Source organism: Pseudomonas sp. MF08831, assembly GCF_059862645.1.
The window spans coordinates 458,985-482,146 of sequence record NZ_JCBCUX010000004.1; the positions used below are offsets into that span (position 1 = coordinate 458,985).

Sequence of the window (23,162 nt, forward strand, 5' to 3'; positions counted from 1 at the left end):
ACCAATGTGGGAGCGGGCTTGCTCGCGAATGCGGAGGGTCAGTCAGTGCATGTGTGACTGACCCTCCGCATTCGCGAGCAAGCCCGCTCCCACAGGTAACAGCACTGTATTCACCAGGAAGAATATGCCCGCATTAAACGATGACCGCCCCGACCCCGACGCCTTATTGGCACGGGTACAGCTGGAAGAACAGGCCGCCTTGCGCGGCAAATTGCGTATCTACTTTGGCTCCAATGCCGGCGTGGGCAAAACCTGCGCGATGCTCGCGGCGGCGCAACGCGAAGTTGCGCTGGGCCGCGACCTGCTCGCTGGCGTGATAGAAACCCACGGTCGCGCGGAGACCGCCCAGTGGCTCCAAGGCTTGGAACAACTGCCCCGCGCCGCCCTGTTGCACCGCGAGTTCGCGCTCAGCGAATTCGACCTCGACGCGGCCCTGCGCCGGCATCCCGCCGTGGTACTGGTGGACGAATTGGCCCACAGCAACGTACCCGGTTCGCGCCACCCCAAACGCTGGCAAGACATTGAAGAGTTGCTCAGCGCCGGTATCGACGTGTGGACCACGCTGAACGTCCAGCACCTGGAAAGCCTGAATGATTTGGTCAGCGGCATCATCGGCATTCGCGTGCGCGAAACCGTGCCGGATCACGTGTTCGATAACGCCCACGAAGTGGTGGTGATCGACCTGCCGCCCGACGATCTGCTGCAACGCCTCAAGGACGGCAAGGTGTACCTGGGCCCGCAGGCCGAGCGCGCGTCGCGGCATTTTTTCCGCAAGGGCAACCTGCTGGCGTTGCGCGAACTGGCGCTGCGGCGCACGGCGGATCGGGTCGACACACAAATGCGCGTGTACCGTCGCGAGCGTTCGATCAGTACCGTATGGCCGGCCCGCGAGCGCCTGCTGGTCGGCGTGGCGGGCGATGCCGGCGACGAGCGCCTGGTGCGCGAAGCTGCGCGGCTGGCGCAAAAACTCGAAGCCGACTGGATCGTGGTGCACGTGGCCGCGCATCAAGGGCGTGGCGCCAGGCGCTACCTGACGGCGATGAAAACCTTGGCGCTGGCGGCCGAATTCGGTGCCGACACCGCCACACTGCCGGGCATGGACGTGGCCGAGGCGCTGGCCGCCTGCGCCCGCGAGCACAACGCGAATCGCCTGGTGCTGGGCCATCATCCGCGCCGGGCCTGGCGGTTCTGGCATCAATCGGTCAGCGACCGGATCAGCCGGCACCACCCGCAGATCGATCAGATCGTGATTGCCCACGGGCTGCTGCCGGGCAAGCCGCCGGTCGTCGAAAAAACCGTGCCGGCGGCGGGCACCCGGCTGGCGTATCTGTGGGCAACCCTGGCGTGTTTCGCCGCCACTGCGGTCGCCGCCCTGCTGCTGCAGGTGTTTGACCTGGCCAACGTGGTCATGCTGTTTTTGCTGACGGTGGTGCTGGTGGCCCTGCGGTTTGGGCGCGGCCCCGGCGTGTGGGCGGCGATGCTCGCGGTGCTGTGCTTTGACTTCTTTTTTGTGCAGCCGCGTTACTCGTTCACCGTCAATGACACCCAGTATTTCTTCACCTTTGCGCTGATGCTCGGCATCGCCCTGATCACCGGGCAACTCACCGCGCGCTTGCGCCACGAGGCCCGCACCGCCGCCGCCCGCGAGCGACGCGCCACCTCCCTGGCGCGGCTGGCCCGCGACCTGTCGGCCGCGTTGACGGTGGAGCAAATCAGCGAAGTGGCCCTGCGCACGTTCAGTGGCGTGTTTGAAGCGCGGGTCGGCCTGGCGCTGCCGGACGCCGCCGATGGCGTGCACAGCGTCAGCGCGAGCGGGCTGCCGATTGACGACAGCATCGCCCAATGGACTTACGACCACGGCCAGGCGGCCGGCCATGGCACCGACACGTTGTCGGCGGCCAACGGCTGCTATTTGCCGCTCAAGGCCCCGATGCGCGTGCGCGGTGTGCTGGTGCTGGAACTGGCCCAGAGCGAACGCCTGAGCGATCCGCAGGAACGCCGCCTGCTGGAAGCCTGCATGAGCCAATTGGCAATTGCACTGGAACGCGTGCACTTCGTCGAAGTGGCGCAAAGCACGCTGGTGCAGATGGAAGGCGAGAAAATGCGCAACACCTTGCTCGCGGCCATTTCCCACGACCTGCGCACGCCCCTGACCACACTGATCGGCGCCGCCGACACCGCCCTGCCCCACGCCCCACCGGGGCCGCTGACCGAGTTGCTCAATGGCATTCATGAACAGGCCACCTCGATGCAGCGCCTGATCGAAAACCTGCTGGACATGGCCCGCATGCAGGAACGCGGCGTGCGCCTGAACCGGCAATGGCATTCGCTGGAAGAAGTCGTCGGCAGCGCGTTGCGCCAGCTGCGTGAGCCGCTGGCGCACCACCGCGTGCTCACTGCGCTGGACCCGCACTTGCCACTGGTGGACATCGACGCACTGTTGATCGAGCGGGTGCTGGTCAATCTGCTCGACAACGCCGCCAAGTACACGCCGCCGGGCACGCTGATCACCGTTGCAGCCTGCTCGACTGCGGGCAGCATCGTGCTGCATGTCAGCGACAACGGCCCAGGCAAAGCACCAGCGAATCTGTTCGAACCCTTCGCGCGCGGCCAGCAGGAGTCGTCCGTCGCCGGCATCGGCCTGGGCCTGGCGCTGGCCAAACGTATCGTCGAGGCCCATGGCGGGCGCATCGAAGCCAACCCCGGTCAGGTGGGCGGCATGCACTTCACTATCACGTTACCGGCGGGCACCCCGCCGCTTATGGAAACCCTATGAGCACTGCACGCATTTTGATTGTGGAAGACGAGGCCAACATCCGCCGCTTCGTCGGGATCGCCCTCCAAGACGAAGGGTTTCAGGTGTTCGAGGCCGACAGCGTCAAACGCGCGCTGATCCATGCCGCCAGCCGCCAGCCGGACCTGGTGATCGTCGACCTCGGCCTGCCGGATGGAGACGGCAAACAGCTGATCAGCGAATTGCGCGGCTGGCTGGCGGTGCCGATTCTGGTGCTGTCGGCACGTGATCGCGAGGAAGAAAAAGTCGCCGCCCTGGATGCCGGTGCCGATGACTACCTGACCAAGCCCTTTGGCGTGCCCGAGCTGCTCGCACGCATCCGCGCACAGCTGCGCCGGCACGGGCAAACGGGTACCGCGGCGGCCACCAGCAAAGTGGCGTTTGGCGACATTGCCGTGGACCTGTCGACGCATGAAGTGTGGCGCCAGGGGCAACCGGTGCACCTCACGCCCATCGAATACCGCCTGCTCTGTGCAATGCTTCGTGGCCAAAGCCGGGTGTTGACGCACCGGCAATTATTGCTGGAAGTGTGGGGCCTGGATTACATCGACCGTCCCCATTATTTGCGCGTGCACATGGCGCATTTGCGGCAAAAACTGGAGGCGGACCCGGCGCAGCCGCAGCACTTTATTACCGAGTTGCAGGTGGGGTACCGGTTGATGGGTTTGTAAACAGACGCTCAGCGGCAAAGTCCACAAACACGCGGATCTTGGGCGAGAGGTGCCGGCTGGAAGGCCACAGCGCCCAGAATTGGCCCTGGTCATCGGAGTGCCCGTCCAACACGGTGTCCAGCTGTGCCTGGGCCAGCGCCTCACGGGCCAGGAAGTCCGGCACATAGGCAATGCCATGGCCATCGACGGCGGCCCTGAGCATGGCTTCCATGTTGTTCAAGGTCAGCGCCGTGGGCAGGCGCAACTGGGTCATCGCGGGGTTGGCGGACAAGGTCCAATCCATGATTTTGCCAGTGGTCGCAAACCGATAACGCAGGCACTGGTGGTGTTCAAGATCACTGAGGGTTTGGGGTCGGCCATTGGCCTGCAGGTACTTGGGCGACGCACACAGCACAAAGCGAAAAGGCCCAAGCTTGCGCGCCATCAGTGTCGAATCGGCCAACCCGCCGCTGCGGATCACGACGTCGAACCCCTCCTCGATCACATCCACCAGGTGGTCGTTGAAGTCCAGTTCCAGCTCGATCTCCGGGTAGGCTTTTCTGAAGGCGAGCATGTGCGGAAAGAGGAAGCGATAGCCGATGGTGGGCAGGCTCACGCGCAGCTTGCCGCGCGGTGCCTGCATGGCATGCGAAAGCATCGCGCGGGCGTCGTGCAGGTCATCGAGGATTTTGCGGCTGCGCTCGTAGAACATCTGCCCTTCAGCCGTGAGGCTGACCTTGCGGGTACTGCGGTGCAGCAGCCGCACATTAAGCTCGGCCTCAAGCCTGGCGACATTTTTGCCCACCGCCGAAGCGGAAATCCCCAGCGTACGCGCCGCGCCTACAAAGCTCAGGGCTTCTGCGGTTTTCACGAAGGCGATCACACCGCTGAGATTGTCCGTCACATCATTGCATCCTTTTAGTCCGCTTTGAGCGGAATGTAGACCTGTTTATCTGCGATTACATCCTGATTAGAGTCTTTATCTTTATAGACCGACGGGAACGCCCATGAACGCAACCACTGAATCCGCGCCTGGCAGCTATGCCATTCTGGCGGCGATTTGCCTCGCGGCGCTGGTATTACCCATGAGTTTCACCGGCGGCGCCGTGGCCACGCCGTTTATCGGTGAGGCATTTGCGGCTCATCCTGCGCAATTGGCCTGGATTACCAACGCGTTCATGCTCAGTTTCGGCAGCCTGTTGATGGCCGCTGGCACCCTGGCCGACCGCTATGGGCGCAAGCGGTTGTTTTTGTCGGGCATGTTGCTGTTTACCCTGGTGTCACTGCTGCTGGCCGTGGCCCCGGGCATTGTGTGGCTGGATATATTGCGCGGCATGCAAGGGATTGCGGCAGCCACTGCGCTGGCCAGCGGCTGCGCGGCACTGGCGCAGGAGTTTGACGGGCATGCGCGCACCCGAGCCTTCAGCCTGCTGGGCAGTACGTTTGGCGCGGGGTTGGCATTCGGCCCCCTGGTGTCGGGGCTGCTGATTGAACAGTGGGGTTGGCGCGCGGTATTCCTCACCACGGCGTTGCTGGCGGGCCTGTCGCTGTTGTTCGCCGCCCCCAAAATGCGCGAGAGCCGCGACCCGCAGGCGCTGCGCCTGGACCTGGCCGGCGTACTGACGTTTTCGGCCATGCTGGTGACCTTGACGACGGCGGTCATCCTGGCCCCCGAACACGGTTGGGCCTCATCGACGATCCATGCCCTGCTCGCGTCAGCAGCCGTGTTTTTGCTGGTGTTCATCCTCGTGGAACATCGCGCCAGCCAACCGATGCTGGCGCTGGAGTTGTTTCGTTTTCCCCGCTTTATCGGCGTGCAGTTGCTGCCGATCGGCACCTGTTACTGCTACATCGTGTTGATCGTGCTACTGCCGCTGCGGTTTATCGGTGTGGAGGGTGCCAGCGCGTTTGACGCGGGGTTGATGATGCTGGCGTTGTCGGCGCCGATGCTGGTGGTGCCGATTATCGCGGCAAGCCTCACGCGCTGGCTGTCGGCGGGACTGCTGTGCGCTATCGGCCTGCTGATTGCGGCGGCAGGCCTGTACGGGTTGAGCCTGGTCAACGTCGGCCACCCCGTGCAGACCGTCGCCGCGATGCTGGTTATCGGCATCGGCACCGGGTTGCCCTGGGGGTTGATGGACGGCCTGGCGATCAGCGTGGTGCCCAAAGAACGCGCGGGGATGGCGGCAGGGATTTTCAATACCACCCGCGTCGCCAGTGAAGGTGTGGCGCTGGCAATCACCCTGGCGGTATTGAGTGCGTTGGTCGCGCGTCATCTGCAAGCCGGCACTGCGCAGGACGTGTCGGTGATTGCCCAGCAGTTGGTCATGGGCGATGCCCGACACGCCAGTGCGACCCTGCCACTGGCAGGGCTGCGCACGGCCTACCTCGCAGGCTTCAACACCTTGCTGCAAGGGTTGGCGGGGCTCACCCTGCTCACGGCGGCGGTGGTGTTCGCGTTTCTGAGCCGACGCGAGGTCGCGCCGATCCCCACGGCACCCGCCGTTGAATCGCCGAGCTGAATCGCAGGCAAAAAAAAGCCCGCTCAATGAGCGGGCTTCCTGTGGTGACCTGGCGTTCAGCGTTCCAGGTGACCGAATATGGCGCAGCGGACGGGACTCGAACCCGCGACCCCCGGCGTGACAGGCCGGTATTCTAACCGACTGAACTACCGCTGCGCGTAACACGTTGAAGCGAATGGTGGGTGATGACGGGATCGAACCGCCGACCCTCTGCTTGTAAGGCAGATGCTCTCCCAGCTGAGCTAATCACCCTTCACTTTCGGTGTGGGCGGCATCATACACCAAAAATCTGCAATGTCTTGATTTAAATGCACTTTATTTGAAATATTTTCATAAACGCAGCGCACGCCCCCGGAAAACCGGGCCTCTGACCCGCAAACGCGAGTCTATTGCGGTTACCGGGCGCTTCGTACCGTACATTGGCGCGATCCACGACCGCAACGAAACCTACTCGGTGTACGCCAGCTACACCGACCTCTTCATGCCCCAGAAAAGCTACAACCGCGACCGCGAAACAAATTGCGCCAGAACTACGAGCTGGGCCTCAAGGCAGATTTCTTCGACGGACGCCTGAACGCCAGCGCGGCCTATTTTGAAATCCACGAAAACAATCGCTCAGTGTCCGACGACGATTACAACAACCAGACGCTGCCCCCAACCCACTATGCCTGCAAAGGCACCAAGGCGGTGAGCAAGGGTTATGAACTGCAAATGACCGGCAAACTGGCGCCGGGCTGGCAGGACATCCACAACAGCCCCCACGGCAACTATGAGCGTTTTCCCAGGACGCTTACTGGCCGGTGGACCTGATGACGCGCTACCAGATCACCAAAGACATTTCGGCGACGCTGAACGTCAACCACAGCTTCGACAAGTCCTACTGCACCGACATCGGTTTCTATAATTGCGCCGGGTAAGGCGAACCACGCAATGTCATGGTTACCACGCGCTGGGATTGCTAACCGGCCAATAAAAAACGCCGCCGATCATCGGAAATGATCGGCGGCGTTTTTTGAGGTTTCGCACACCCCAGACAGCAAAAAGCCCGCTCGATGAGCGGGCTTCCTGTGGTGACCTGGCGTTCAGCGTTCCAGGTGACCGAATATGGCGCAGCGGACGGGATCATAACTCATCCTCTAAATCATTGAAAGCTTCAGCTTTCTGTAGCTCAGCATACTGCTGATGGACTTAATTATGTACTCATTATTTCAAGTTGGGAATTACGATGCTCAGCGACTCTCTGAATGGCCCGACTAGATTACTTTGGACCAGCTTGACGTTCGCGAGCACCTGATACGTCTTGGTAACGTCAAAACCTCGGAGCCGGAACCCAGTCGCTATGTAGTGGTCAACTGATCCCAGCCAGATGTAGCATTGCCCATTACCGTTGCAGCGGCTCTACGTAAAGCAGTTGACTAAAGCCAGAAATCGGCCAATTGCGGCCGTTCCGTGCTAATTATTGTAGATCAATGATCATGCGTTCGGTTTCAATCGAATGCCTCGCAATCGTAGCCTGCCGTCTCAGAGTTCAAACTTCCGGCTCTCGCCACCCCTGCAAAGCGTGCCAAGGCGGTCAAGCTGACCAAAGCTGCCATTCGTGACCGACTGCTTTCGAGCTCTGAATAGTTACTCGTTAGGGCATATGTAAGCACTGCGTTTCTCCCCCCCCGCCCCACGAACAAGCAACCGAGCAGCGCCGGCACATCCAAGCACTACAGATACCATTCACACACCACGCACCACATCAATGCGCACCACCGGCTATCGCACGCAATTAGCGCACTTCCCCGTCTTTCTATCCTGTCCTACGCCCCAATTCCCTCGAGCTAACTCCTGGCACGAATCATGCTTTTGTAATATTATTCAAGCTACTTGAATATAAATTTAAGTACTTCAAGGGGAATACCAATGACGCGTTTCACTCTAAAGGCGCTGTCGCTGTCGCTCGTCACGCTGTGCAGTATTTCTCTAGCGCACGCAGACGATTTGCTGCAGCGCATCAAGCAGAAAAACGAGATAGTCGTTGCCACCGAGGCGCGTTTTGCGCCGTTCGAATCGGTCGAGAATGGCAAGATTGTCGGCTATGGCGCAGACCTGATGCATTACGTACTGGATGCTGACTTGCCCGGCGTCAAGGTGCGCCAGCTCGATCTACCGTTTCAAGGGATTTTGCCTGGCCTGGATACCCGCAAATTCGACTTCGTTGTGACATCGGTGACAGTCAATAAGGCGCGTTTCGAGCAATTCGCTTTTACCGCCCCTATTGCCGAGTCCACCGTTGCACTGCTCAAGCGCGCCGACGACACCAATATCAAGGCGTTGACTGACTTGAACGGCCGGGTGATTGGCTCTCAAGTAGGTTCCGGGCAGTTGGCAGTGCTACAAGCACTGGATACCAAGCTCAAAGCTCAGGGCCAACCGGGCCTCAAGCAGATCAAAGAGTATGTGAGCTTCGATGAGGCTTATGCGGATTTGGCCAATGGTCGTCTCGATGGCGTGGCACAGTCGCTTTCCAACTTAGGCCCGTTGATGAAAGCCCGTCCGGGGCTTTTCACAACGCTGCCGGAGATGGCGGGTCCAGTGACGTATTTCGGCTGGGTCGGTCGCAAGGATGCTGACAGCGCAAGCCTGGTGAAGCTATTTAGCGAGGGCATTGCCCGCGCAGCGAAAGATGGCACCTTAAAGACGCTGCAGGATAAGTGGTTCGGTTTCACCATGGACTTGCCTGCCGATGCCATGCCAGTACCGAGCATCTGAGCCGCTGATGATGAATGATTTCAGCAGCCGTCTCGCGCTCTATTGGCCTGCCTTGATCGACGGTGCAATAACCACATTGTGGTTGTGCGCCATCGGCATGCTGCTGGGTTTCATTCTCGGCGTAGTAATTCATCTAATTGCCAATGGTCGCAGCCGTGCCGGCAGAGCATTCACCAGGGTGTATGTCAGTTTCTTTCGCGGTACGCCAATGCTGGCGCAGCTGCTGCTTCTGTTTTATCTCCCATCGGCCCTGGGTCTGGATGTGCCACCAATGGTGGCTGCTGCTACGGCACTTGCACTGAATACGGCGGCTTATCAGTCGCAGATATTGAGCAGCGGTTTCGCCGCAATCCCCAAGGGACAGATGGAAGCGGCGGCCGTGTTTGCCATCGGCAAATACAAAACGCTGTTTCATATCCAACTGCCACAGGTGTTGCGCCTCACCTCACCCGCGCTGATCTCCGAGTTGATCGATGTGATCAAGGTTTCAGCGGTGGTTTCGGTCATCTCCATCACTGATTTGATGCGCGTCAGCCAGCAACTGGTTTCACAGACTTACCGCCCGCTTGAGGTGTATCTGGTGGCGGGCTTGTTTTATCTCGCGCTGACAAGCCTGTTGAGCGTGCTCGGCAGCCTGCTGGAACGTCGCTGGAAGGAGCTCAAGTGATGCAAGAATTATTGAGTTATCTGCCAGATTTTGCCAATGCACTGCTGGTCACGCTAGGTATTAGCCTTACTGCCGCTGCGATGGGCTTACTGCTGGGATTTGGGCTCAACGCCTTGCGCATGGCGGTCCCAGGATTTCTAGCGATCTATCGCGTTTACGTGTGGCTGATCCGCGGGACACCTTTTCTCGCCCAACTCGCGATTATTTATTTCGGGCTGCCCGTCATCGGTCTGCGGCTGGAAGCCGTTGAGGCAAGCATCCTGTCGCTGGCCATATACAGTGCTGCTTACTTTGCCGAACTGTTCCGTTCTGCCTGGGCAAGCGTGCCCAACGGTCAAGTGGAAGCGGCGCGGGTGCATGGTATTTCACGCAGCCGTGTGTTCTGGCACATACAAGCGCCGCAAGCGCTGGCATTCGCCCTCCCGCTACTGGGCAATCAGGTGATCCTGACCATCAAGGAAAGCGCCGTCACTTCGATTATTACTGTGCCAGAACTGACCATGACAGCCGGACGCATCGTATCCACCACCTTTTCCTACGTATTGCCGTACGCCCTGCTGGTGTTGAGCTACTGGCTGCTGACCTCAACGGTCGCCGCTGTCGCCAGCGCACTGGGGCGGCGCATGACACGCCATCTACGAGGCTGAACAGATGACTACCCTACCGCTTCTTAACTTGCGTGGTGTTGGTAAATCCTATGGCTCGAACCGCGTGCTCAGTGGGTTTGACCTGCGCGTGCAGGCCGGAGAAATCGTATCGCTGATCGGACCTTCAGGCTCCGGAAAAACCACCGCCCTGCGCTGCATGAACTTCCTTGAACGCTATGACGAAGGTGAGATCTGGATCGATGGTCAACTGCTGGGCTACAGCGGCTCGGGCAGGCGTGAAACCGACCGCGACAGCAAAGCCAAGATCGATGAGGTGCGCAACCCACTGTCCATGGTGTTCCAGCAATTCAATTTGTGGCCCCACATGACCGTGCGCGAGAACGTCATGGCGCCCCTGGTACTCGGCAAGAAAATCGCCAAGGAGCAGGCCCGCAGCCTGGCTGATCAGGCATTGGCACGGGTCGGCTTGAGCGCCAAGGCGGATGCGTACCCGGCTCGCCTCTCCGGCGGACAACAGCAACGCGTCGGCATTGCCCGGGCCCTGGCAGTAAAACCGCGGCTGATGCTACTCGACGAACCGACCTCGGCGCTGGACCCGGAACTCGTCGAGGAAGTGCTGCAAGTCATTCGCAGCCTTGCGAACGATGGCATGACCATGGTGATGGTGACCCATGAAATGAGTTTCGCCGCACAGATTTCCAGTCAGGTGGTGTTTATGGAAGCAGGAAAAATAATTGAAACCGGTACTCCGCAGGCACTGTTCCAGGCACCAAAGACGGAACGCTTACAGCAGTTTCTCAGCCCCTGGTTTGACCGCAGCCTCACTCCACGCGTGCAGGTGACCCCATGATTGCCGATCAAGTGATGCAAGCCGTTTCATCGGAACGATTGCAGCGTTTGTTGGAGACCCTGGCAACCTTCGGGCCCGGCATCGATGGCGGAATGAACCGGCAGGCGTTGTCCGAAGAAGACCTCCAGGCCCGCGCCTGGCTGATTGACGAAGCCCGAAAACTTGACTGCAAAGTGTGGACCGACGCCGGTGCCAACCTGTTCATCCGCCGCGAAGGCCGTGAGGACTTACCGCCAGTGATGACCGGCAGCCACGTCGACACCCAACCCACAGGCGGCAAGCTTGACGGCTGTTACGGGGTAATGGCCGGGCTTGAATGCCTGTATGCGTTGGCAGAACTCAACGTCAGCACCCGCCGCCCAATCGAAGTGGTGGTCTGGACCAACGAAGAAGGCAGCCGCTTCAGTCCGGGAGCGATGGGCTCCAGCGCCTACGTGGACCCGGCACGGCTGCAGACCTATCGAAACAACCTTGACGTTGCGGGTATCTCGGTCGGAGAGGCACTGGACGCTCACGCCCTGCGCTTTGCCGACCTGCCACTGCGCGAAAAAATCGCCACACACGCCTTTGTCGAGTTGCACATTGAGCAAGGCCCGGTATTGGAGCAAGCCAATGTCCCGCTAGGAGTGGTTTCCGGTATTCAGGGCGTGCGCTGGTATCAAGTGCGCTGCAAAGGTGCTTCGGCACATGCAGGAACCACGCCGACTCACATGCGGCGCGATGCGTTGTTGCTCGCCATGGAATCCCTGGGCCGCATTGACGCACTGGCCGAACAACTCGCCGGTGACGACAAGCGCCTGACATTCGGCCGCTGGAGCGTCTCGCCCAATGCAATCAATACGATTGCCGGCGAAGCAACCTTCAGCATCGACTTCCGCCACGCCGATCCAGCGGTTCTCGACTCCTTCGATAACGCCCTGAGTGCCTGCCTGCCTGCCGACGCCGAACTGACCAGCCTGTTCAGCCACAGCCCGACCGCGTTCGATCATCAGGTCATCAATGTGTTGGAGAACGCCTGCGACGCCACAGGACTGGCCTGGCAATCGATACGTTCTGGCGCTTTCCACGACGCCATGTATTTGGCCGGGCACTGTCCTACAGCAATGCTTTTTGTACCCAGCCGGGACGGCATAAGCCACAACCCGAAGGAATTCACAGATCCCGCGCAATTGAAAGCAGGCGCCCAGGCATTGGCCTGGAGCTTGGTTGCACTTGCAGAACAACCCTGAACCCATAGGAACTCATATGACCAACATCACACATAGCCATGACTATCCAGCCTGCTGCCAGCCCGACAACGGCTCCTCGCTGGGCATCAACGCCACGTTGAAAGAACCGATCTCGGCCGATGGCACTCCAGTCCTGGGCGAAAGCTACACAGTGCCTGCCCGTTGTGGCCGCGCCGTCCGCCTGAAAGCTGGCCAGGTCATCAAAATCGTCAACACTCACGGCACCCAGGTATGTGACACCTGGTTGTTCAACAGCGAAGACATGAGCGAATTCCTGTCGATGGAACATGCTCGCGCGCATTGCAACAGCATCATTCCCAAAGCTGGCGACACGCTGTTCAGTAACCGTCGCCGCACGATCGGCACCCTGCTGACCGACACCTCACCGGGCATTCACGACACCTTGATGGCTGCGTGTGATCTGCACCGCTACACCAACCTGGGAGTAGAGGGTTATCACGACAGCTGCGCGGATAACATGCGTCTGGCCTTGCAGGCTATCGGTCTGCGCTCCCATGAAGTTCCGCAGCCTTTCAATCTGTGGATGAATATTCCGGTCAAGCCTGATTACACTGTTGAATGGTTGCCGCCGGTATCCAAAGCAGGGGACTACGTTGAAATCCGTGCAGACATGGACGTTATCGTGGTGATGTCCGCCTGCCCTCAGGACATCGTGCCTATCAATGACCTTAACCCGGTGGAAGTTACCTTCTCGGTTCACGGCTAATCGTCAATATCCCAGTAGACGACAGGCCTCCGTAACCCTAGGATGCCTGTCGCTCACTTCGTACAAACTTTTCGAGGGATGCATGTCCACACCCAGCAAAACGCCAGTAGCCAAATCCCAGCATTCCGATGGCCTGCCGAGCTTGAGCGTTCGTCTTCGCCATGCGCGCAAGGTGGCAGGCCTGACTCTCAAGCAAGTTGCCCAGGCTGCCAAGTGCTCCGAAAGCCTGATCTCCAAGCTGGAAAACGACGCAGCATCGCCTTCACTGGCCATGCTGCACCGCCTGGCACTCGCGCTCGGCAGCAACGTGTCGGAGCTGACGTCTGAAGACTGGGAGTCTGAAGAGCCCGTGCTGCGCGCCGGCGGTCGACAAGTGAGTCGTTTCGCACAAGGCACCGCGAAAGGCTATATCGATCTGGAACGCATCACTCATCTGCAAAAAGGCGGGCTGCTGCAAGGCGATATCCATATCGTTTCTCCTGGCATGGTCAGCGACATGATCGAGCATGCGGGTGAAGAGATGGGTTATGTGATCGAGGGCAGCCTCGACCTGACTCTCGGCGAGATCACCTACACGCTGAATGCTGGCGATTCCTTTCACTTCCCCAGCAACGTACCCCATGGCTATCGCAATTCGACCAAGAGTGTCGTCCGTATACTTTGGATCAACACGCCCGCAACGTTCTAATAAACTGCTGTCGGTACACGGCAACGTCCGCCTCGTCGACACCGCCGCTGACAGCGGCGCCCAACATCCAACAACATGCACCGCTCTGATCTGAAATGCATCTTCTGCTGTGAAAACCAGGAGCGCAGCCTTGTTGGCAAAGTATTGTCAGCACGCCGCCTCGCAACGCCGTTAGCTCATACAGGTGTTGCATTTGCGGTGCTCTAGGCGATGTCAGCATAGATGGAAATCATCCGACCACAACGCCCTCGACGTGCCTTCAACGTCATAACTGGCAATATTAATCAAGCACCTTGAATATTTATCCTGCCCCGTCCTCTATTAGTGCAACCTCCGTCCCAACGCATCAAACCAGCGCAACTTAGGTTGGCGAAAGACCTTTGATTTGTGGTGCTACATGGCAATAGATCGCGTCTGCGAATTAGGCATGAACATTGCTTTCACGTTATTAAAGTAACTTGAATTTAATGTAAGCCACTATAATCAGGGGAACGTATGACCCAATCCAGAGTCACGACTCCCTTCACCTTGCTCGCTCGCATTGCAGCGATAACTACCATCTGCTTCTCGTGTGTCTACGCGGGGACAGTTGCTGCGGATCCGTTGAAAGTTGCCATTGTGCTAGCCGGCAACATCACTGACCGTTCCTTCAACCAGTCCGGTTATGAGGGTGTAATTCAGGCACGCGACGCACTGAAGATCGAAGTGGCCTACAGCGAAAAGGTCCCGCAACCAGACCAGACTCAAGCCTTGGCAGACTATGCCCGACGCGGCTATGACGTGGTGATTGGTTATGGGGGCGAGTTTCAGGATTCAGTGGACCGGGTTGCCAAACGCAACAGCAAGACCCAGTTCCTGGTTGTAAACGGCACCAAAAGCGGCGGCAATGTCTCGACGCTGGCGTTCGATATGAAGGACATGGGTTATGTCATTGGCTATATCGGCGGCAAAACGTCACTGAGCGGAGTGGGTGGTTTTGTCGGTGCGCAAAAAATCAAAGCGTACTCCGACCTCAACGACGGTTTCGTCCAAGGCTTCAAGGCCGCCCGACCACAGGGCCAGGTCCTGAGTGCATGGACCAACGACTGGGATGACCTGGCCAAAGGCAAAGAAGCGGCCTTGAATCTGATTGGGCAGAAAGCCGATGTGGTGTTCCCGACCATGGATAACGCTGTACTTGGCAGCCTGCAAGCAGTCCGTCAGGAAAACAAACAGAGGTTCGGCATTTACTACGACGCTTTGAGTGACTGGCCGGATAACCTGCTGCAATCAGCCGTGCTGGATATGCGCGGGGCGCTGCTGACGGTGCTCACTCAGGCGCAAAGTTCGTCACTAGGCGGTAAGTCTTATGTTTACGGCTTTGAAACGCCCAAGGCCTTCCGCCTCGGTAGCTATGGCAAAGCAGTATCTGAGCAGACCAAGACCGATGCCGCGGCATTGATCGAGACCATCAAGCAGCGCAATGCCAGCCAGCAGTCGCAGCGGTGGCGGTAAAAACCTGATGAGCTATTTACAACTGGAGGGAATCGGCAAGCGATTCGGGGACTTCACGGCCCTGGAGGACGTCACTCTGGGAGTAAGCAAAGGCAGTATCCATGCGCTGTTAGGTGAAAATGGTGCGGGTAAAACCACACTGATGAACATCCTCTACGGCTTTTACCAACCGGACACGGGCGTGATTCGCCTTGATGGTCGGGAGCTGTCAATCGACTCGCCCCGTCAGGCCCTGTCTGAAGGTATTGGCATGATCCACCAGCATTTCATGCTCGTGGATAATCTGAGCGTTTTGGAGAATGTCATCCTTGGCTTGCCGGGCCGCCTGCGCCTGAAACTCGCTGATCACCGTCGCAAGCTGATCGAACTCAGCGCTCAGGTCGGCCTGGATGTAGCTCCTGACCGCCTGATCTGGCAACTGCCGATAGGCATGCATCAGCGGGTGGAAATCCTCAAGGCGCTGTATCGGGACGTGGAAGTGCTCATTCTGGATGAACCCACCAGCGTTCTGGCCCCTACCGAGATCGACGCATTTCTGCAAATTCTGGAGAACTTGCGCTCAATGGGCAAAACCATGCTGTTCATCACGCACAAGCTCGATGAGGTGTTTCGGGTTTATGATCGGGTGACGGTACTGCGCCGGGGCAATGTCGTCGGACACGCGCAGGTTAGTGAGAGCACGCCACAGGAAATTTCCCGGCTGATGGTCGGCCGCGAACTGGCCCAGCCCGTCGAGCTTCCCAAGGTTGTACAGGGTCCGGTTGTGCTCAAGGTCCGGGCTTTGTCAGCCAATAATGATCGCGGCATTCAGGCGTTGAATGCTGTCAGCTTCGAGATCCGAGCGGGGGAAGTGCTGGGTATCGTCGGCGTTGACGGCAACGGCCAGGCGGAGCTCGCGGATACGATCGCCGGAATGCGCCATGCGCAGTCCGGGGAAGTCTGCATGCGCGGCCAGTCGATGCTTGGCCACGATGTCGCCAGCCGCCGGAAACGGTTCAGGGTCGGCTATGTTCCCGAAGATCGCCACAGTACCGGGCTGGTCCTGGATTTCACGCTGTGGGAAAACGCCATGCTGCGCGATCACCGACGCTCACCGTTTTCGCGTTTCGCCCTGCTCAAATCAAAACGTGCGCGGGAGATTACCCAAGACTGGTGCTCCCGATACGACGTGCGCATGCATTAGGTTGACCAGCAAGTGCGATTCCTCTCCGGAGGCAACCAGCAAAAACTGATTTTTGCCCGGGAAGTCGAATGCGACCCTGACCTGCTGATCGTCATGCAGCCATGCAAAGGCTTGGATGTTGGAGCTATCGAAGCAGTGCAAGGGGTCGTGCGCGAGCAACGGCAAGCGGGCAAAGCGGTGCTTTACATATCGACGGAGCTGGAAGAAGTCATGGCGATTTCTGATCGTATTGGCGTGATGTGCGCTGGTCATCTGACTGGTGTACTGAATCGCGCCGACGCCACGGCGGACCTGATTGGTTCACTGATGACCAGCACGGCTTCACAAGAGGTTTTGTCATGAATGAAGTCTGGCGCTGGCTGCATCGCCTGCGAATGGTCTGGGCGGTGCTTGCAGCCTTCGCCCTGGGTTCGCTGCTCATCCTAGCGGCCGGCAAAAATCCCATGGCGGCTTATCAAGCGTTGTTTAAGGGAGCCTTTTTCGACTATCACGGCCTGGCCAATACCCTGGTCAAAATGTGCCCGATGCTGCTCGCCGGGCTTGCGGTGATCATTCCCATGCGTTGCGGGCTGCTCATTGTCGGTGCCGAGGGGCAGATCTATATCGGTGGCCTGGCAGCGGCAGCCGTCGCGCTGTATCTGCCACAGATGCCTGCGATGCTGCATGTGCTGCTGTGCCTGCTGTGCCTGCTGGCAGGCATGCTGGGCGGTGGCCTGTGGGGTGCGATTCCGGGGTATCTAAGGGCAAAACGCGGCATCAATGAAGTCATCGTGACGCTGCTGATGAACTACGTTGCGATCAATATCGTCAGCTATTTCGCAGGCGGTCCAATGATGCAGGAAGGCGCGCCCTACCCTTACTCAGCAGAAATCAGCGAAGACTTATGGCTGCCCCTTTTGCTGTCGGACACCGACACCCACATTGGCGTGCTGTTCGCAGCGCTGTTAAGCCTGCTGACCTTTGTCGTCTTCAAATACACCACGATCGGCTTTTCCATGACGGCGGTAGGCAAAAGCCCGCAAGCCGCGCGCTACGCTGGCATGTCCGTGAACCGCAACCTGATCGGCAGCATGATCGCAGATGGAGCCATCGCTGGCTTGGCGGGAGCGATAGAAGTACTCGGGGTCAAATACCGGTTGTATCACCTGTTCAGCCCCGGCTATGGCTACGACGGCATCGTGGTTGCCTTCATGACCAGCCTGAATCCTTTGCTGGCGACATTTTCGGCGTTTTTCCTTGCAGGCCTGAGCACTGGTGCGCAGTACATGCAACGCGCCATCGGCCTGGATGTGACAGCGATTGAAGCATTGCGCGGGCTGATCGTGATCTTTGTCGCCGCCGGGTTGATCTGGAAACTGAACCTGCAAAAGCGTAACAACCCGTTGGCGAAAGCGGCCAGCATCCCGAGCCAGAAAAACACAGCGGAGGGTTTGACCGATGGACGCTAGTTATCTGGATATTCTTGCCACCGGGCTGCGCCTCGCCGTCCCGTTGATTTTCGCGGCATTGGGTGGCATCTGGTGTGAACGTGCCGGGGTGTTCAATCTGGCACTGGAAGGCAGCATCTTGGGCGGCGCGTTTGGTGCGGCTGTCGCTGCTTTTTTCATGCACAGCGTGTGGGGAGGTTTGCTGGGTGGAGTACTTGCGGCGGGTTTGATCGGACTGCTTCTGGCAACCATGACCGTGCGCCTGGCAATCAATCAAATGGTCGCGGGTATCGCCATTAATATGCTAGTCATTGGCATTACCTCATTCTTTGCACGCATGGCGTTCAGCGAACAAGGTGCTTCGGCATTGTTGCCGGGCTTCACGACATTGCCTGTTCCGGGGCTGGCGTCGATCCCGGTGGTCGGCGATATTCTGTTCAAGCAGAATCTTCTGGTCTATCTGCTATACGCCATGGTGCCATTTGCCTGGTGGCTTCTGTTCCGCACTTCATGGGGCCTGAACCTGCGCGCCACCGGTGAGTATCCAAGAGCTGCCGATAGTGCCGGGCTGAACGTGTTCCGGATTCGTTTCTTAAGCATTGTCGGCTCTTGCGTGATCGCCGGACTGGGCGGCTGCTATCTGGTGCTGTCACAAGTGTTCATGTTCACCGAGCACATGAGCGCGGGCAAAGGCTTCATTGCCTTGGCCGCATTGATTCTAGGTAAATGGAATCCAGTGGGCGCACTAGCTGCCTGTCTGTTGTTCGGCCTGGCCGATGCACTGCAACTGCGTTTGCAATTTGGTCATCCGGATGTGCCCTATCAGCTGTTCGTGGTGCTGCCTTACGTCGCATCCATTGCCGCACTGGTGATCTTCGCTGGAAAAATCAGGCCTCCGGCCTCTGTAGGTGAATTCTTCAAGCGCGGTGGCAAATAACACCTAGCCTCGACTTTCAGCTTTTCAACAGGTACCGACATGAGCAAACCTGCAAGCATGATCAAGAGCCCTATTGCGTGGCCGGACGGTGCGCGCTGCGCCGTGGCGATCACCTTCGACATGGACGCCGACAGCTTCCTGCACTTGCATCGTCCCGCAGACAGCCACAAGCGGGTCAGCACCATTTCAACGCTGCAATACGGACCGAAAGTCGGCGTACCGCGTATCCTGCAGTCTTACCGGGACCTGGGTCTGAAACAGACATTCTTCGTCCCGGCCTGGTGCATCGAGCAATATCCGGCTGCGGTCGAGGCGATGGTCAAGGACGGTCATGAGATCGGGCACCATGGCTACATCCATGAGCACGTCAACGAAATCAGCGAAGAGGAAGAGCTGTTCTGGTTGCGTAAATCCATCGACATCATCGAACGCCACACCGGCCAGAAACCCCGAGGTTTCCGCGCCCCGCTGTACAACTTCTCCCCCGCGACCACAGACCTGTTGATTGTCGAAGGCTTCAAGTACGACGCGTCGTTGATGGGCGACGATACCCCATACATCCTGCAAGGCAAAACTGGGCAACTGGTCGAGTTGCCGACCCATTGGGCCATGGATGATTGGCCGCCTTACGTACACATGAGTGACATCGACTACAGCATGCCGATCCGTTCACCCCAGGAGGCTATCTCCGTTTACAAGGCTGAGTTCGATGCCATGTGGGAATACGGCGGGCTTCTGGTTGCAGTCTGGCATCCTTTCGTAAGCGGCCGCCTCGCCCGCTGGCATGAGACGGTGCGCTTCATTGAATACATGCAGGCCAAAGGCGGAGTGTGGTTCGCCACGCTGGAAGAAATCGCCGCGCATGTAAGTCAAGTACATGACCAAGGCTCGACAAATCTGCGGGTGGAGCGTATGCCGCCGTACGATGGTCCCGTCAAGTTCGACAAATATTAGCCAAAACGCTGAATGGCGGTCGCCAACGGGCGACCGCCTCACTACTAGAACCAGTTCCTCTAAATACTAATTTGGATAATTATTGCGTATTCGCCCATGTGAGTTTCGGCGACGGGTCGTTAACTTATCTGCATAGAAATGGCATCGACTCAAATGCCAGATGTTTGAATTCGCAGTAGCGCACGTCAGCACTGGCCCTACTGGGCTCTGCATGGAAGGGGTTATTGCATCGAGCGATTTAACGAGTCGGTACTGCGCAGCACCACCCCAATTACAGTCCGGCTAGGATGCCCTGGCACATAGGTGAAGGGATAGACGCACCATGGCCGAAATAACAAATGGCAAAAGGGCCGTGACGCATAGACACACGGCCCCTTCTTCGTCAGCTGTTTGTTTAACCAAACAGGACCCAGTCACGTTCTCGTAATTACTTCTGGCCCGCAGTCGCCAAGTAATCCAGGCATGTGTCGACAGTTTCTACATCGGCAAATTTTGCGTCGATGTCGAACAGGTTCCAGGCTACTGCGCCCGGGACACGGTCACCGATACATTCTTTAACTGCGATGGTACGAAAACCTTCAGCCAGGCCGTCACATAAAGTCGTGCGAACACATGCAGACGCTGTGACACCGGTGACCAAAATTGTGTCGACGCCAGCGGAACGCAAATAGCCTGCCAGCGACGTTCCACTGAACGAACTGGCGCGCTTCTTGATCAGCACGAACTCACCCTCAATCGGGGCGATACGCGAGTCGATGGCCCAAAGGTTTTCGTCACTCTGGTTGACCACATCCACTGGAATTTTGTTGTGCCATTGGCCCATATCGGTGTTCGGATCATTGCGATCGGTATTCTGGTAGCACGTTGTCACGTGGACGATCGGAAAGCCCTTGGCGCGAAATTTTTTCATCAGGCGCTGGACGCCCGGAATAATTTCGTCGTCGATCTTATCGCAAGTGAACGGGTTGCCCGGGCGAGTCCAGGCATTGGCCAAATCGACATTGATCAGCGCCGGGTGCTTACCAAAACCGATGCGGCGCTGAAAACCTCGCTCCTTGTAGAGCTTGGTAGATTCTTCGAACGCGCGTTCAAGCATGATCATCAGTTCTTGCGACATAGTGAGTCTCTCCAGTCTAGGTAATGAAGGTTGGCATTAGAAATTGCCTTGACCTGATACTCACGGTAATCCGTGGTATAAATAACATCCAATTCATTATTTGACATTATTGATACCAGTATGAGCATCAATATCCGTTTCGACCTCAAGCAGATGAAAGCCTTTATCGCCGTGGCCGAACACCTTCATTTCAAGCGCGCGGCGGACGTGCTGTTCATTACCCAGCCTGCGTTAAGTCGTTTGATTAGAGCTCTGGAAGAAGAAGTGGAGGCGCAGTTATTCCAGCGCACCACCCGACAGGTTGCGCTGACCGAGGCCGGTCGCCTGTTTCTCCATGAGTGCCAGCAGGTATTTCGCCATATAGAGCGCGGAATCGAGTTGGCGCGTAGCGCAGCGGCGGGTGATATTGGTCACCTCACGGTTGCCTACAACGATTTTGCAATCAACGGCGCCCTGCCCGCGATCCTTGAGCGCTTCAAGGAACTCCATCCGAACGTGACGGTAGAGTTGCTCTACATGCCGTCGCACGAACAGTACAAAGCCATCGATGATTGTCTGATCGACGTAGGATTTCTTTTGGGCCCGGTGTCGATGCCAGGGATCAAATCCCTGCCTGTGTCGCAAGAGAGAATGGTGGCCATTCTTCCCGCCAGACACCCATTGGCTGGCAACACCAGCATCAGGGTCGAACAACTCAAAGACGAGCGCTTCATCTTCGGCGCGGCCAGCGGCTGGAGCCTGTTTCGGGAACAGTCATTTCAGCTCTGCCAACGCTTTGGCTTTACGCCGAACATCATTCAGGAGGCGACCACCAGCATCGGTATCTTCGGGCTGGTGGCCGCTAATATGGGCGTGTCGATCTATTCGGAATGCGCCTACAAGATCCAGCGCGAAGGGGTAGCCATTATTCCCCTGGAAAACGAGCATGCCTGTGTGCAAACCATCGCCGCCTGGAACGACGCATACGAAACGCCCACGGCAGCCAGGTTCAGGGCGTTGTTGCAGGACCTGACCGCCTAGCGGCGTAGCTTAATCCAGGCGATTGATGGGTGTACGGTGAAAGCTGTCATTTTCGCCGTCGTAGCTCCAGTTCATCCCCACGCTGGTGGCGAGCAAAGACTCATTGTCCGGCGTCAGCAGTTCACGTTGCGGATAGCGTTTAGCCACCCAGAACTTCATCAGTACAAAATAGGCCACCAGTCCCACCACAAAGCCGACCACAAAGGCCCAGTCACCCGAGAAGAACGCCAGCACGCTAGCCAGACTCCAGGCCAGCAACCCCGCGGGATTGAACCCACGCCAGTAATAGAACTGTCCTTGCACTTGATAAAGTTCGGGCACATTCAGGTGGCGGCGTCTGAGCAGGTAGTAGTCCGCGATCATGATTCCGCCGATAGCCGACAGAAAGGATCCGTAGGAAAACAGGAATGCAAAGAGGTTGTCGAGGATCGCCCAAGGCATGGACAGCGTGCCGATGATGCCCGCGATGACGACCGCCACTGGATACTTAACGTAGGGCGCGCCAGCGTTGACGAAGGTCAGCGCTGCCGGAATCAGATTGGCCGCTGTATTGGTCGACCATTGCGCCAGAACCACCAGCAACATAAGCACGACCAGACTGATACCCGTGCTCTGCACTTGAATCACATTGATCGGATTCCAGTCTCCTGCCGCGATAAATGATGCCGCACCAATCAGGGCAATCCATGTCTGGGTCAATGGCAGTGCAAGTAACTGAGCAAGCAGTGCGTGCTTGTTGCGTTTGATAAACCGTCGGGAATCCAATGGCGTCTTCAGATAACGGGTGATATTGGGAATATCGATGGCCAGTGTCGACCAGAACGCTACGTTAGCCAGGAACAGCGTCGTCCAGCTCAGTTGTTTGTCGCCGACGAACGTCCAGATATTCACGCCTTTGGTAGTCGCCAGTACGTCCAGCGTCATGTACATCCAGACCGAAATGGCAATGATTGCCGGCGCGGCAATCGAGGACAAAAACTCCACTGCCTTGATCCCCATGGCGGTATTGATGATCTGGACCACAGCAAAAATCACGTACCACAGCGGCCAGTTATCAAAACCGGTCAGGTATTCAATGATGCCATTGAGGGCCAGCGCTCCAAGGTACGTCTGAATACCGAACCAGATTGCCGCAATCACCCCACGAAACAGAGACGGAATGTGCGTGCCATAAATACCGAAAGGCGCGCGCAGGTAAACCGCAAACGAAAGACCATGCTCGGTGCCAATATCGGCCGTCAGGGTCATCAACAAAGCCAGGACAAAATTGGCAAGCAGGATAATCAGCACGACCTGGGTCAACGACATGCCGGAAACGCCGGTGGCGCCCAACTGGAACGTGGCAATCATGAAAGCGATCCCAATCCAGATCCAGGTGAACCCCAGTGTGCCGATCGAACGCTGCTGGCGCTTTATCGGCAAAATCGTCTTCTCCAGCAAATTATGGCGAGACACCGAGACAGGACTTGCCGCTGCTGGGATATCGCTGGCGATATCGGGTGTGTTCAGAGTCATTGACAATACCTCTGGGTAAGTTC

At 58.1% G+C, this 23,162-nt stretch carries 20 protein-coding genes, 2 tRNA genes and 1 pseudogene; 18 read left to right on the forward strand and 5 right to left on the reverse strand.

The features are described 5' to 3' along the window. Positions 1-124 precede the first annotated feature (124 nt). Positions 125-2,776, forward strand: a complete 2,652-nt coding sequence (locus AC19YS_RS11235) for a DUF4118 domain-containing protein (RefSeq protein ID WP_500601717.1) — start codon at positions 125-127, stop codon at positions 2,774-2,776. Further along, a complete protein-coding gene (locus tag AC19YS_RS11240; protein WP_106580700.1) occupies positions 2,773-3,465 on the forward strand; it encodes a response regulator in 693 nt (230 codons plus the stop codon). Before AC19YS_RS11235 ends, AC19YS_RS11240 begins: the two co-directional genes overlap by 4 nt. On the opposite strand, the gene AC19YS_RS11245 is transcribed toward AC19YS_RS11240, so the two are convergent. After that, positions 3,425-4,348 (reverse strand): LysR family transcriptional regulator, encoded by a 924-nt coding sequence (locus tag AC19YS_RS11245; protein ID WP_448194821.1) that lies wholly within the window; start codon positions 4,346-4,348, stop codon positions 3,425-3,427. The genes AC19YS_RS11240 and AC19YS_RS11245 overlap by 41 nt on opposite strands. 103 nt (positions 4,349-4,451) lie before the next feature. Here AC19YS_RS11245 and AC19YS_RS11250 point away from each other — a divergent pair, with 103 nt between their 5' ends. Further along, positions 4,452-5,966 carry an MFS transporter gene (locus AC19YS_RS11250; protein WP_500601719.1) on the forward strand — a complete coding sequence of 505 codons (1,515 nt, stop codon included), beginning with the start codon at positions 4,452-4,454 and terminating at the stop codon, positions 5,964-5,966. A gap of 79 nt (positions 5,967-6,045) precedes the next feature. On the opposite strand, the gene AC19YS_RS11255 is transcribed toward AC19YS_RS11250, so the two are convergent. Both AC19YS_RS11255 and AC19YS_RS11260 read right to left on the reverse strand, forming a co-directional pair. Next, positions 6,046-6,122 (reverse strand) — tRNA-Asp (locus AC19YS_RS11255). 20 nt (positions 6,123-6,142) lie between these two features. Then, positions 6,143-6,218: transfer RNA gene (locus tag AC19YS_RS11260), tRNA-Val, on the reverse strand. Positions 6,219-6,333: 115 nt separating this feature from the next. On the opposite strand from AC19YS_RS11260, the pseudogene AC19YS_RS11265 reads away from it, so the two are divergent. The 14 genes and pseudogenes from AC19YS_RS11265 to AC19YS_RS11330 all read left to right on the forward strand — a co-directional run. Further along, positions 6,334-6,883: pseudogene (locus tag AC19YS_RS11265) on the forward strand (TonB-dependent receptor domain-containing protein); the annotation flags it as partial. 991 nt (positions 6,884-7,874) lie between these two features. Beyond that, positions 7,875-8,723, forward strand: a complete 849-nt coding sequence (locus AC19YS_RS11270) for a transporter substrate-binding domain-containing protein (RefSeq protein ID WP_034128257.1) — start codon at positions 7,875-7,877, stop codon at positions 8,721-8,723. 7 nt (positions 8,724-8,730) lie between these two features. After that, positions 8,731-9,390 carry an amino acid ABC transporter permease gene (locus AC19YS_RS11275; RefSeq protein ID WP_010565180.1) on the forward strand — a complete coding sequence of 220 codons (660 nt, stop codon included), beginning with the start codon at positions 8,731-8,733 and terminating at the stop codon, positions 9,388-9,390. Beyond that, positions 9,390-10,037 (forward strand): amino acid ABC transporter permease, encoded by a 648-nt coding sequence (locus AC19YS_RS11280; protein ID WP_010565179.1) that lies wholly within the window; start codon positions 9,390-9,392, stop codon positions 10,035-10,037. The genes AC19YS_RS11275 and AC19YS_RS11280 overlap by 1 nt, the downstream gene beginning before the upstream one ends. Then, on the forward strand, positions 10,024-10,848 hold the full coding sequence (locus AC19YS_RS11285; RefSeq protein ID WP_373419542.1) for an amino acid ABC transporter ATP-binding protein: 825 nt from the start codon (positions 10,024-10,026) through the stop codon (positions 10,846-10,848). The genes AC19YS_RS11280 and AC19YS_RS11285 overlap by 14 nt, the downstream gene beginning before the upstream one ends. Beyond that, on the forward strand, positions 10,845-12,077 hold the full coding sequence (locus AC19YS_RS11290; RefSeq protein ID WP_010565177.1) for a M20 family metallo-hydrolase: 1,233 nt from the start codon (positions 10,845-10,847) through the stop codon (positions 12,075-12,077). The genes AC19YS_RS11285 and AC19YS_RS11290 overlap by 4 nt, the downstream gene beginning before the upstream one ends. A gap of 16 nt (positions 12,078-12,093) precedes the next feature. Beyond that, the gene (locus AC19YS_RS11295; RefSeq protein WP_010565176.1) at positions 12,094-12,804 is read left to right on the forward strand and encodes a DUF1989 domain-containing protein; all 711 of its coding nucleotides are present in this window, start codon (positions 12,094-12,096) and stop codon (positions 12,802-12,804) included. Positions 12,805-12,886: 82 nt separating this feature from the next. Continuing rightward, entirely contained in the window at positions 12,887-13,492 is a 606-nt protein-coding gene (locus AC19YS_RS11300) for a cupin domain-containing protein (protein ID WP_010565175.1), read from the forward strand. A gap of 495 nt (positions 13,493-13,987) precedes the next feature. Beyond that, complete coding sequence (locus tag AC19YS_RS11305; RefSeq protein WP_081480366.1) at positions 13,988-14,986, forward strand: BMP family protein; 999 nt, start codon at positions 13,988-13,990, stop codon at positions 14,984-14,986. Beyond that, positions 14,955-16,169: an ABC transporter ATP-binding protein gene (locus AC19YS_RS11310; protein ID WP_010565173.1), complete on the forward strand. Its 1,215-nt coding sequence runs from the start codon at positions 14,955-14,957 to the stop codon at positions 16,167-16,169. Before AC19YS_RS11305 ends, AC19YS_RS11310 begins: the two co-directional genes overlap by 32 nt. Before the next feature lie 12 nt (positions 16,170-16,181). Continuing rightward, the gene (locus AC19YS_RS11315) at positions 16,182-16,511 is read left to right on the forward strand and encodes an ABC transporter-like protein (RefSeq protein WP_010565172.1); all 330 of its coding nucleotides are present in this window, start codon (positions 16,182-16,184) and stop codon (positions 16,509-16,511) included. After that, positions 16,508-17,617 carry an ABC transporter permease gene (locus tag AC19YS_RS11320; RefSeq protein ID WP_010565171.1) on the forward strand — a complete coding sequence of 370 codons (1,110 nt, stop codon included), beginning with the start codon at positions 16,508-16,510 and terminating at the stop codon, positions 17,615-17,617. The genes AC19YS_RS11315 and AC19YS_RS11320 overlap by 4 nt, the downstream gene beginning before the upstream one ends. Next, entirely contained in the window at positions 17,607-18,533 is a 927-nt protein-coding gene (locus AC19YS_RS11325; protein ID WP_010565170.1) for an ABC transporter permease, read from the forward strand. The genes AC19YS_RS11320 and AC19YS_RS11325 overlap by 11 nt, the downstream gene beginning before the upstream one ends. Positions 18,534-18,572: 39 nt before the next feature. Further along, entirely contained in the window at positions 18,573-19,487 is a 915-nt protein-coding gene (locus AC19YS_RS11330; protein WP_230633867.1) for a polysaccharide deacetylase family protein, read from the forward strand. A 427-nt stretch (positions 19,488-19,914) separates the two neighbouring features. On the opposite strand, the gene AC19YS_RS11335 is transcribed toward AC19YS_RS11330, so the two are convergent. Further along, entirely contained in the window at positions 19,915-20,604 is a 690-nt protein-coding gene (locus tag AC19YS_RS11335) for an isochorismatase family protein (RefSeq protein ID WP_010565168.1), read from the reverse strand. Between the two features lie 120 nt (positions 20,605-20,724). Here AC19YS_RS11335 and AC19YS_RS11340 point away from each other — a divergent pair, with 120 nt between their 5' ends. Then, positions 20,725-21,624 carry a LysR family transcriptional regulator gene (locus AC19YS_RS11340; protein ID WP_010565167.1) on the forward strand — a complete coding sequence of 300 codons (900 nt, stop codon included), beginning with the start codon at positions 20,725-20,727 and terminating at the stop codon, positions 21,622-21,624. Positions 21,625-21,633: 9 nt separating this feature from the next. Here the strand turns inward: AC19YS_RS11340 and AC19YS_RS11345 are convergent, their stop codons facing one another. Next, complete coding sequence (locus tag AC19YS_RS11345; RefSeq protein WP_081480365.1) at positions 21,634-23,139, reverse strand: NCS1 family transporter; 1,506 nt, start codon at positions 23,137-23,139, stop codon at positions 21,634-21,636. Between the last annotated feature and the right edge of the window lie 23 nt (positions 23,140-23,162).